Below are 11,136 nucleotides of genomic sequence, written 5' to 3'. Positions count from 1 at the left end.
TCGGCACCGGTCCGTAAGGCATACGAGTGAAGTGAAGGCACCGCGTCAGCGGCGCGAGGACCGCCATCCCCGGTGCGATACCTGCTTGCGTTATCACCGTTACCACCGTGTGTGTCATCCCTGACTTACTTGACCCACGATATCCGTATGTAAAATGTCCGAATTACCCCGGTGTTTTCGGCATCAACGGCAGAATGTGCTAGGGTATTCCAGTAGGAATTTGTGATCTACCTCTAATTCTTAACTGGATAAAAGCCTGTTTTTGTTATGTTACCTGTTTTGTTTACCTTCAAATCTCTGCGCATCCTGCCCGCTGCCATGGGCTTAATCTTGTCGGCGCCAACTTTGGCTCTGGTAACAGACACCCATGTCGCAGAAACGCCGTTCAGCGATCCAACACGCTTCCAAAAAATGGCGGATGCGCTGCCTGCGTTGGGTTATGAGGATCAGAATGCCGCCTTCAGTAAACAGCTGGCAACCATCGCAAAAAGCATTGGGGAGGCCAGCCAAGACAGCAGCAATGACAGTACCTTTGGCCATCAGGCGGGGATTTGGGCTTTCAATCACTTTCGTGATGAACTGGGGGATCGCGTTGTCGATGAAGGGCAGTCGCTGCTGTCACCCTATGGTAAAGCGCAGATCGACTTTAACGTCGATATGGACGGCAACTTCACCGGTAGCGGGGCATCCCTGCTGACGCCGTGGGCCGATCGTTATCAATATCTCACCTTCAGTGAAGTGGGCTTCCATCAAACCGATGACGGGCTGGTGGGCAATCTGGGGCTGGGACAGCGCTGGACGGCAGGAAAATGGCTACTAGGCTACAACGGCTTCGTCGACCGGATGTTCAACAGCGGGTTGCAGCGAGCATCACTGGGAACAGAAGCCTGGAGCGACTACCTACGCTTCTCTGCTAACTACTACACGCCACTTTCAGGCTGGCAAAACCGCGATCCTTTTCAACAGGAACGCCTGGCGCGCGGTTACGATGTCACGACGCAAGGCTACTTACCGTTTTATCGCCAGCTAGGCATGTCGGTGAGTTGGGAGCAGTATCTCGGCAACGACGTGGATTTATTTAATACCGGCAACAGCTACCATAATCCGTCCGCACTGACCTTTGGTGTCTCCTACACGCCGGTGCCATTGATCACCTTCTCTGCCAGCCACAAAACCAGCAATGAAGGTGAGAGCCAGGATCAACTTGGCCTGCATCTCAACTATCGCTTTGGCGTGCCGCTCAGCCAACAACTCAGCGCCGATAACGTGGCCGAGGCGCGATCGCTGCGCGGCAGTCGGTACGATATGGTCACCCGCAACAGTACGCCGGTGATGGAGTATCGCCAGCGTAAAACCTTATCGGTGTTCCTCGCCACGCCACCGTGGCAGCTTAACGGCGGGGAGAGCCTGCCGCTGAAGCTACAAATCCGTAATGCCAATCCGATTACTAAAGTGGTCTGGCAGGGTGATACGCAGGCACTTAGCCTGACGCCGGGCAGTAACCCTAACGATCCGCAGGGCTGGAGCATCATCATGCCCGCATGGGACGCCACCTCAGGTGCCAGCAACCGCTATCGTCTCTCGGTGACATTAGAAGACAGTAAAGGCAGCCGCGTAACGTCAAACTGGATCACCCTGCAGCTACAGGAGCCTTTCTCGATTGACTCAGGAGAGGACAACCGCTTCAACGTCATGGCACCGTAACTCTGCCAGTAAACGACGAAGAAATTGCTGCCGGATGAGGGTTGATCCTGTGTAACATGGCAGCTGAATTTCAGGAATGGACTTCCTCGCTATGCCATCAATTCCACTGCCGCTGGTCACGCTGCTGGTGCTGCTAATCTTAATGTTGACGCTATGGATTGGCGATCGGCAACGTCATCGCCATACGCTACGCTTCCTCCTTTTATGCTCGCTATTACTCACGGTGGGAATAGTGCGTTGGGTCTGGCCCTCGCCGATGCTGATGCTGCTTCGTGTCTTGATCGCAACGGTGCTGCCTGCGCTGGCGTGGCACTGTTTCAGTCATCTCACCCAACATAGCGTTTCTCGTTGGCACATCGCGCCAGTGATACTGGCTATTATTATTCAGCAATGCTGGCCCCCAGCCATTGATGCGGTGCTGTTTGCACTCTATCTTGCCTACGGCATGGCACTGATCCATGTAGGGATACGCGGCAGCGAGAAATTGACTGAGGTGCGTATTAGCGAAGTGCCATTCGCGGCGAAGATGGCGCTGGCGGCTGGTATTTTTCTCTGTTTCTCCGGCGTCACTGACCTGTTAGTGGCGGTGGAATTTGCCTGGCATCAGGGTAAATTTGCGCTCCCACTCATAGCGCTGTTGCAAACATTCATGCTGCCTTTTCTGGCACTGGCCATTGCGCTTGCCGCACGTACACGCCCAATTGCACCAGAAGCGTCAGTGCCCGAGGTTGAGGTTGTTGATATCCCTTCTCCTGAGCAGGCCGCGCTTTGCGAACAACTGGAAGAACGGCTGCGTAAAAATGCGCTGTTTCTTGAGAACAACCTGACGTTGAATATGTTGGCGCGGAAAGCCGGCATTCCTGCTCGTCAGATTTCTCGCGCCGTGAATACGACTTACCACTGCAATGTCTCACAGTGGGTTAATGGTCTGCGTATTTCTCACGCACAGCATTTACTCCGTAACAGCGCTCTGCCGATTACGGAGGTTATGTTGGCATCAGGTTTCACCACCAAATCTAACTTCAATCGCGAATTTTTGCGTATCAGCGGGATGACGCCGAGTGCCTTTCGGCAGCTGGGAAATTCAGCGCCTGAGCGAGAAAGGGTGTGATTCGCTGGATGATATCTTGATGAATGGCCGCACGACTGCGGCTGTCCTGATCGTTACAGACAATGCCATCGCCGGGTGAAAACTTATCAAGCAGCGCAGCGGCATCAGGTTTACAGCGCTGCATAAAGCTGAAGTGGGTTGCGCCACGAACACGTGAGAACTGCACCCAGCGCGGTGGAATATGCTGTGCCAGATAACCGGATTCCAGCGAGGAAGGTAACTCAACGCTATCCTGTTCTGCGGAAAGCACCATCACCGGCACGTTGATATTGGCCAGGCTCTCTGGCGTGAATCCGCGAGCTAAACCCAGATCGAGCGACACGGCCGCTTTAATGACGGGATTGCGCAAGGGCGCATCCAGTAATGCATGATTGGCGGTGTGATTGATCCCCAAGGTTTCAATTAGCTTACAGTCTGAGAGTTGCTGACGGTGCTGGCAATCTTGAATATAGGATGCCGATGAAAATTGTGCACCCACCAATTCCAGCACCGTCCAACCACCCAGTGAATGTCCGATGGCCGCAATACGCGTGGTATCCACTTCGCCTGCCAGCTGCGGGTTCGCCTGCAACGCAGCGATTAACTGATTAATATCCTGCGGACGAAGCCACAGCTGTTGAGCAAATTGCGGTTCAGTATTTGCCGTGGTGGTGCCCGGATGATCGGGAGCGGCAACCATATAACCCTGCGCCACTAAGGCAACGGCTAACCAGTTCAGATTGCGCCAGCTACCACCATATCCATGGGACAGCATAATTAAGGGATGAGGTTGATGCAGAGGAGTGGCATTACGTAATACTGACTCGCCGTAAAACGCTGCATTTTCTCCTGCCTGCTCGGACGCACCTGCCGGGTTGCTGGGGTACCAGAGGGTCACGTTGAGTGGTCGAGCGGTTTGCGCTTCTAGCGTCAGTTGGCGGAATCCGGTTCCAGCTTGTGCATAAGAAGAGATGAGAATCAGTAACAGCGCCAAAACATAAGGTCGAATCATTTATTGCAGTCTCCATGAGTTGAGTCATGAAGATAAATAGCGAATACAGACGGTTAGCGCGTCCTGAATCACGATCCAGTACTGATTTTTTAGCTTATACAAAAGAAAAGGGCAGCTTGCGCTGCCCTTGGCTCATACCCAGCCGACACTAGCCGGTATGCAATGAGGGGAAACCAACTTAGAACTGATACACCAAGCCTACAGCGGTAACATCGTCAGTATTGATGTTCAACGGATTATTATCTTTCAACAAGTTGATCTTATATTCCGCGTAAGCAGACATGTTTTTGTTGAAGTAATAGGTCAGGCCAACGGCAACGTATTTGAACAGGTCAGTATCACCGACATTGTTTTCCAGATCTTTAGCACGAGAAGAAACATAAGCTAAAGAAGGACGCAGACCGTTCAAGAACTGATACTGTGCAACGGCTTCAAAATTCACCGCTTTATTCGCAAAACCAGTATTGCCGACCGGAGTCGCGTTCTGGGTTTCGCCATAGATGGTCGCCAGGTAAATCTGGTTCGCATCATACTTCAGACCGGTTGCCCAACTCTGCGCTTTGTCGCCTCTGCCGTAGGTCGCGGTATTTTGTGCCGTGACACGGTCCAGGTTAGCGTAAGCACCTACGATGCTTAAACCAAAGTCGAAATCGTATGAAGTTGAAAGTGCGAAACCGTCACCATTTGAACGACGCACTGCCAGATTGCTCGCGGTGGCGCTGTCAGAACGCTCATTTTTACCTTCATACTGTGCCGCAAAGTTCCAGCCTTTCACCAGACCGAAGAAATCTTTGTTGCGCCAGGTCAGCACGCCCGTTGAGCGGCCAGACAGGAATGCATCGGTATAACCCGAGTCACCACCGAAGTACGGCAGCATGTCGGTGTAACCCAAAACGTCGTAAACCAGACCGTAGTTACGACCGTAGTCGATTGAACCGAACTGAGCGATTTTCAGACCCGCAAAACCAAGACGGGTTTTGTTGCCTGAGTTCGCATCGCTGCCTTCAGAGTTGCTCAGGCTGTACTGGTATTGCCACTGACCATAACCGGTCAGTTGGTCATTAATTTTGGTTTCGCCTTTAAAGCCTATACGGGTGTAAGAAGACACGTCGCCGTTTGAGCTGTCGTTGTCAGAGAACAAATGCGAAACGTTAATTTTGCCGGTCAGATCCAGCTTGTTGCCATCTTTGTTATAGATTTCGGCGGCGTGAGCCGAAGAAAGTCCCAGCAGTAAAGGCATCACTGCTGCCAGTAAAGAGCGCTTCATCATTTATTTTTTACCCTGTGATATTTTTTAATTGTATCCCCGTTTTCGGGGTGAAAAGAAAATGACACAAAAAGTTCAAGATCAAAAGTGCAATATATGTAACTAAATATTTCCTGTTGGCTTTTTGTGTGATTTTTAATCTTAACTTCCAATATGTGGGATTTTACATTGGATAAACTTATCCCATTTATGAAGAGTTAATGGGTTGATTAAATAACTAAGATATTGAAAATAAATACCTTAATGTAGGTTAAAGAACGGTCAGTAAAATTTTAATTTTGTGAGTTAAATAGCACAAGCCTATGCGTTATTGTTCAATAACAAATATCCAGAACCCCCTAATGATTAGCAGGGTAATTATCAGGTTCACCACTTTGTATCTGTTTATTTCCGATTTGATAATAACCTTAGTCACTAAATGTTATTTAGGATCCGTTTAATTAACCCTGATTAAAAAACATTCTATTGGCCTCGGTTAATTGTTAATAAAGTTCACAATTAGCGGGCTTCAACAGCGATCGGCCTCTGCACAATTCCTGCACTCCCGCGCACCATTGGTGCACAGCTCGCCCCAAAAAGAGGCATTGCGCGCGTCATTTTGGCGAAATATTTCATGTTCGATCACAAAAGCATGATTTCATTTTGCGAATGCATAAATCCGCTAAAGAAATTCCTGCACATCAATCCACATCAGACAAGTATTCACTTTTTATGCATTTAAAGTGAATATCGGTATTGATTAACTCATTGATATTGCGTTACTCAAAGCCATTTATGCATTTTTTCTGCTAGCTGGCACGCTTACTGCACTCTACAGTAGAGCTGCAATACAACAGCTTTTAACAATTTTAAAACAAAAGCTTCACCTGAAGTGGAGCAGGAGAAATGGCTATGTCACTGCAAGTTTCGCGTCACGATTTCGATCAATGGATGATGCCGGTTTATGCCCCAGCGGCTTTTGTACCGGTGCGCGCTGAAGGTTCAACACTTTGGGATCAGCAGGGAAAGGATTACATCGACTTTGCAGGTGGCATCGCGGTCAATGCCTTAGGACATGCGCATCCTGCTTTGCAACAGGCTCTGACAGAGCAAGCGAGCAAACTGTGGCACACCGGTAATGGTTACACAAATGAACCGATCTTGCGTCTGGCTAAGCAGTTAATAGATGCCACCTTTGCTGACCGTGTGTTCTTCTGTAACTCCGGTGCTGAAGCCAACGAAGCGGCACTTAAGCTGGCGCGTAAAGTGGCGCACGATCGATTTGGTGCGGAAAAAATGGCATCGTGGCTTTCAATAACGCCTTCCATGGCCGCACGCTGTTCACGGTGTCCGCCGGCGGTCAGCCCGCTTACTCGCGCGACTTCGCGCCGCTACCTCCCGCAATTCAGCATGCCCACTTCAATGACCTTGCCTCTGCTGCCGCTCTGATCAATGACCAAACCTGCGCCGTCATTGTTGAACCGATTCAGGGGGAAGGTGGGGTGTTGCCTGCCGATCCGGCTTTCCTGCGTGGTTTACGCGAGTTGTGTGACAAACATCAGGCCACGCTGATTTTCGATGAAGTGCAAAGCGGTGTGGGCCGTACCGGTTCACTTTACGCCTACATGCACTATGGCGTGATGCCAGACGTTCTGACCACGGCGAAAGCGTTGGGTGGCGGCTTCCCGATTGGTGCCATGCTGACGCGTGAAGATCTGGCGCTGGTGATGGGTGTGGGCACACACGGTACCACTTATGGCGGTAACCCATTGGCGGGCGCTGTGGCGGGCAAAGTGATGGAGCTGATCAATCAGCCCGATTTTATGGCCGGTGTTTCTGAACGCCACCAGTGGTTTGTCGCAGCGTTGCAGGAGCTGAATCAACGCCTGCCAATCTTTAAAGAGATCCGTGGGTTGGGTCTGCTGATTGGCGCGGTGTTGAATGAAGATTTTGCTGGTAAGGCCAAGCAATTTAACCTCGCAGCTGCTGAAGAGGGCGTAATGGTGCTGATTGCCGGTGCTAACGTGGTGCGATTCGCGCCCGCGCTCAACATCAGTGAAGCAGAAGTAAAAGAAGGGCTGGCTCGTTTTGAACGTGCCTGCGCCCGCGTGCTATCAGGAGCCGCATCATGATGGTGATTCGCCCCGTTGAACGTGACGACTTAGCGCAGTTGCTGTCGCTGGCGGGCAAAACCGGGGGCGGTTTAACCTCGCTGCCTGCCGATAGCGAAACACTGAAAGCGCGAATTGAGCGGTCACTGCAGACCTGGCAAGGCACATTATCGCGCGCTGAGCAGGGCTATGTGTTTGTGTTGGCCGATAGCGAAGATAACCGCGCCGTAGGCATCTGTGCCATTGAGGTAGCGGTAGGTTTGCAGGATCCCTGGTACAACTTCCGCGTTGGCACCCAGGTGCACGCCTCCAAAGAGTTAAATGTGTATGCCAGTTTGCCCACTCTGTCGCTGAGTAACGATCACACCGGCAGCAGTGAACTCTGTACGCTGTTTCTCGATCCTGACTATCGCGACGGGAAGAATGGCTATCTGTTATCAAAATCGCGCTTCCTGTTTATGGCGAATTTCCGTGACCGCTTTATGAAACATGTGGTGGCAGAGATGCGCGGCGTCAGTGACGACAATGGTCATTCCCCGTTCTGGGACAGCGTCGGCAGCCGCTTCTTCTCGATGGAGTTTAGCGAGGCCGATTTCCTCAGCGGCACCGGGCAAAAAGCCTTTATTGCCGAGCTGATGCCTAAGCATCCTTTGTATATCCATTACCTGACTGAAGCGGCACAAAAGGTCATTGGCGAAGTGCATCCAAAAACTGCACCGGCACGCGCCGTTCTGGAAGCCGAAGGGTTTCGCTATCTCAACTATATCGACATTTTTGACGGTGGCCCAACGCTGGAGTGCGAGATCGATCGCATCCGCGCCATCCGCAAAAGCCAGATGCTTCACGCGGAAGCGGGTGAGGCCGATGAAAACTGGCCGCTGTGCCTGGTGGCTAACAGCGATTACCAACATTTCCGTGTCGCATTACTGCCGGTGGATATCTCATCCGGCAAGGTACGCATAAATGAAGCACAGCGCACCGCGTTGCGCTGTGAATTTGGCGATGCACTGCGTGTCGTTACGCTGTGCCGCGAGGAGAAGAAAGCATGACGCACTTTATTAATGGTCAGTGGGTGACGGGCGGCGCGGAGAGCTTTAGCAAACATAACCCGGTCACGGGTGAAACCCTCTGGCAGGGTAAAGCCGCGAGCGGTGCGCAGGTTGCTGCGGCCTGTGAAGCGGCACGTGCAGCCTTTCCGGCATGGGCACGGAAACCGGTCGCTGAACGTCAGGCGTTAGTGGAGGCTTTTGCCAAATTACTCGACAGCAATAAAACCGCACTGGCAGAAACCATCGCCCGCGAAACCGGCAAACCACGCTGGGAAACGCTGACTGAAGTGCAGGCGATGATCAATAAGATTGCCATCTCGGTCAAAGCCTACCACACGCGTACCGGTGAGCAGGCCGAAGGTGAGAGTTCGTTGCGCCATCGCCCGCACGGCGTGCTGGCCGTGTTTGGCCCGTACAATTTCCCAGGGCATCTGCCAAACGGCCATATTGTTCCTGCGTTGCTGGCCGGGAACTGCGTGGTGTTTAAACCCAGTGAACTGACGCCGATGACCGCCGAAAAAACCGTCGCGCTGTGGGAGCAGGCAGGCTTGCCCGCTGGCGTGATGGCGCTAGTGCAGGGCGGTCGTGAAACGGGGCAGGCGCTGGCCCATGAGCCGCAAATCGATGGTTTGCTGTTTACCGGCAGCGCGGCCACCGGTTATCACCTGCACCGCCAGTTCGCCGGACAGCCAGAGAAGATGCTCGCGCTGGAGATGGGCGGCAATAATGCTTTGATTGTGGAAGATCCTGCCGATCTGGATGGTGCGGTACATATCGCTATTCAGTCTGCCTTTATCACTGCCGGGCAGCGTTGCACCTGCGCACGGCGTTTGCTGGTGAAACGGGGTGCCGCAGGCGATGCCTTCCTGCAACGTTTGGTTGAAGTCACGGCGCGTTTGCAGCCTGGCGCATGGAACGCGGAACCGCAACCCTTTATGGGCAGCGTAATTTCACCTACGGCTGCTGGGCACATTTTTGCTGCCTGGCAACAATTAATCGCTTCCGGCGGTAAAGTGCTGCTGGGCATGCACTGGCCAGACCGTGACAGCGCTATTCTCACACCGGGTATCATCGAGATGACTGGTGTGGCCAATCTGCCGGATGAAGAGGTGTTTGGGCCGCTGTTGCAGGTCATCCGTTACGACGAGTATGAGCAGGCGATTAAGATGGCAAACAACACGCGTTACGGGCTGTCATGCGGCCTAATCTCTCCGCAGCGTGCGCAGTTTGATCAGCTGTTACTTGAGGCGCGTGCCGGGATTGTGAACTGGAATAAACCGCTGACGGGCGCCGCCAGTACCGCGCCGTTTGGCGGTATAGGCGCTTCCGGCAACCATCGCGCCAGCGCCTGGTATGCAGCCGACTATTGTGCGTGGCCGATGGCTTCGCTGGAAAGCCCAAGTCTGGCGCTGCCAGGCAGCCTGTCACCGGGCCTCGATTTCTCCGCTGAGGAGTCATTATGATGAAGGCGTTTGAAGCCAATTTCGATGGGTTGGTCGGCCTGACGCACCATTACGCGGGATTGTCGTTTGGTAACGAAGCTTCGACGCGCAACCAGTTGCAGCCCTCTAATCCGCGTCTGGCGGCAAAGCAGGGACTGCTGAAAATGAAAGCATTGGCTGATTTGGGCTTTGTGCAAGGGGTGATCCCGCCGCATGAGCGGCCCAATCTTCCTTTACTGCGCCAACTGGGTTTTAGCGGCACGGATGAGCAGGTATTGGCCAAAGCGGCACAGCAGGCGCCGCAGCTATTGTCTGCGGTGAGTTCGGCCTCCGCCATGTGGGTGGCGAACGCGGCAACGGTATCTCCTTCGGCAGACAGTGCCAATGGTCGTGTGCATTTCACCGTCGCTAATCTGAACAATAAGTTTCATCGCGCAATCGAAGCGCCGGAAACGGCCGATCTTTTGCGGGCCATTTTCCGCGATCCACAGCATTTCAGTGTGCATGACGCGTTGCCGCAAGTCGCGCTGTTCGGCGATGAAGGGGCCGCGAACCATAACCGCTTTGGTGCCGAGTATGGTGATGCGGGCGTACAGCTGTTTATTTATGGCCGTGACGGGCAGCAGCAGGGTAATGTTCCTGCACGCTATCCGGCGCGTCAGACACGTGAGGCCAGTGAAGCGGTGGCGCGGCTGCATCAGCTGGACGGCAGCCGCACTGTGTTTGCGCAGCAGAATCCTGCGGTGATCGATCAGGGCGTATTTCATAATGATGTGATCGCGGTAAGTAACCAACAGGTGCTGTTCTGCCATCAGGAAGCCTTTGTCGATCAACCGCAGCTACTGCAACAACTGGCGGAAGCGGTGCCGGGTTTCCAGCCGATTGTGGTGCCGAGCAGTCAAGTCTCTGTCGCCGATGCGGTCAATACCTATCTGTTTAACAGCCAACTGTTGCGCCATCCTGACGGCGGTATGCTGTTGGTGCTGCCAGAGGAGTCGCGCCAGCACCCGGGCGTGTGGCGCTATCTGACGGAGCTGGTGGCAAGCGGGGGGCCGATTCGCGAGCTGAAAGTCTTTGACCTGCGTGAAAGCATGTACAACGGTGGCGGTCCGGCGTGTCTGCGTCTGCGTGTGGTGCTGACTGAAGCAGAACGGCAGGCGCTTAACCCTGCGGTGATGATGAACGACCGACTGTTCGCCACGCTGAATCAGTGGGTTGATCGTCATTATCGCGATCGTTTAACCCAGGCTGATTTGGCCGACCCCCAATTGCTGCGTGAAGGACGTACCGCGCTGGATGAGCTGACTCAGCTGCTAGACTTAGGCAGTGTCTACGCATTTCAGCGTTAACACTGGGGGCGGGCGACAGGCCCGCCTCTGAGTGAGAAAGGAGAAATCATGCAGGACTTTTTACAGCAAACCTTGTCCGGTCAGCCACCTCGCCAGCGAGAAGGCCGTAATGACCATTTGAGCTGGCAGTGGC

General features: G+C 53.3%; 7 protein-coding genes and 1 pseudogene. 6 read left to right on the top strand and 2 right to left on the bottom strand.

Annotation, left to right across the window (positions count from 1 at the left end; all coding sequences use genetic code 11):
* Positions 1-318: 318 nt before the first annotated feature.
* Both PSSD_RS24235 and PSSD_RS24230 read left to right on the top strand, forming a co-directional pair.
* Complete coding sequence (locus PSSD_RS24235; RefSeq protein WP_058973996.1) at positions 319-1,704, top strand: YchO/YchP family invasin; 1,386 nt, start codon at positions 319-321, stop codon at positions 1,702-1,704.
* Between the two features lie 91 nt (positions 1,705-1,795).
* Positions 1,796-2,815: a helix-turn-helix domain-containing protein gene (locus PSSD_RS24230; RefSeq protein WP_058973994.1), complete on the top strand. Its 1,020-nt coding sequence runs from the start codon at positions 1,796-1,798 to the stop codon at positions 2,813-2,815.
* On the opposite strand, the gene PSSD_RS24225 is transcribed toward PSSD_RS24230, so the two are convergent.
* Together PSSD_RS24225 and PSSD_RS24220 are read right to left on the bottom strand one after the other, a co-directional pair.
* Entirely contained in the window at positions 2,748-3,806 is a 1,059-nt protein-coding gene (locus tag PSSD_RS24225) for an alpha/beta hydrolase family protein (protein ID WP_058973993.1), read from the bottom strand. The genes PSSD_RS24230 and PSSD_RS24225 overlap by 68 nt on opposite strands.
* Before the next feature lie 178 nt (positions 3,807-3,984).
* Positions 3,985-5,076, bottom strand: coding sequence for a porin (locus PSSD_RS24220; RefSeq protein WP_039328849.1), 1,092 nt, complete (start codon positions 5,074-5,076; stop codon positions 3,985-3,987).
* Between the two features lie 888 nt (positions 5,077-5,964).
* Here PSSD_RS24220 and PSSD_RS24215 point away from each other — a divergent pair.
* The 4 genes and pseudogenes from PSSD_RS24215 to astB all read left to right on the top strand — a co-directional run bounded on the left by PSSD_RS24215 (position 5,965) and on the right by astB (position 11,003).
* Positions 5,965-7,184, top strand: a pseudogene (locus PSSD_RS24215) (aspartate aminotransferase family protein).
* A complete protein-coding gene (astA, locus tag PSSD_RS24210; RefSeq protein ID WP_058973992.1) occupies positions 7,181-8,212 on the top strand; it encodes an arginine N-succinyltransferase in 1,032 nt (343 codons plus the stop codon). The pseudogene PSSD_RS24215 and the gene astA overlap by 4 nt, the downstream one beginning before the upstream one ends.
* Positions 8,209-9,675 (top strand): succinylglutamate-semialdehyde dehydrogenase, encoded by a 1,467-nt coding sequence (gene astD, locus PSSD_RS24205; protein WP_039328856.1) that lies wholly within the window; start codon positions 8,209-8,211, stop codon positions 9,673-9,675. Before astA ends, astD begins: the two co-directional genes overlap by 4 nt.
* On the top strand, positions 9,675-11,003 hold the full coding sequence (astB, locus tag PSSD_RS24200) for an N-succinylarginine dihydrolase (protein ID WP_058973995.1): 1,329 nt from the start codon (positions 9,675-9,677) through the stop codon (positions 11,001-11,003). The genes astD and astB overlap by 1 nt, the downstream gene beginning before the upstream one ends.
* The last annotated feature ends 133 nt before the right edge of the window (positions 11,004-11,136 follow it).

The sequence above is a fragment of the Type-D symbiont of Plautia stali genome (genome assembly GCF_001485335.1).
Lineage (GTDB): Bacteria > Pseudomonadota > Gammaproteobacteria > Enterobacterales > Enterobacteriaceae > Pantoea > Pantoea vagans_C.
The sequence above is the reverse complement of the archived record's forward strand: the minus strand, read 5'-3'. Positions and strand labels throughout refer to the sequence as shown.

Bases quoted from the DNA above. Each gene is read 5' to 3' on its own strand.
- PSSD_RS24235 (WP_058973996.1), top strand. From the start codon at position 319: ATGGGCTTAATCTTGTCGGCGCCAACTTTGGCTCTGGTAACAGACACC.
- astD (WP_039328856.1), top strand. From the start codon at position 8,209: ATGACGCACTTTATTAATGGTCAGTGGGTGACGGGCGGCGCGGAGAGC.
- astB (WP_058973995.1), top strand. From the start codon at position 9,675: ATGAAGGCGTTTGAAGCCAATTTCGATGGGTTGGTCGGCCTGACGCAC.
- PSSD_RS24220 (WP_039328849.1), bottom strand. From the start codon at position 5,076: ATGATGAAGCGCTCTTTACTGGCAGCAGTGATGCCTTTACTGCTGGGA.
- PSSD_RS24230 (WP_058973994.1), top strand. From the start codon at position 1,796: ATGCCATCAATTCCACTGCCGCTGGTCACGCTGCTGGTGCTGCTAATC.
- astA (WP_058973992.1), top strand. From the start codon at position 7,181: ATGATGGTGATTCGCCCCGTTGAACGTGACGACTTAGCGCAGTTGCTG.
- PSSD_RS24225 (WP_058973993.1), bottom strand. From the start codon at position 3,806: ATGATTCGACCTTATGTTTTGGCGCTGTTACTGATTCTCATCTCTTCT.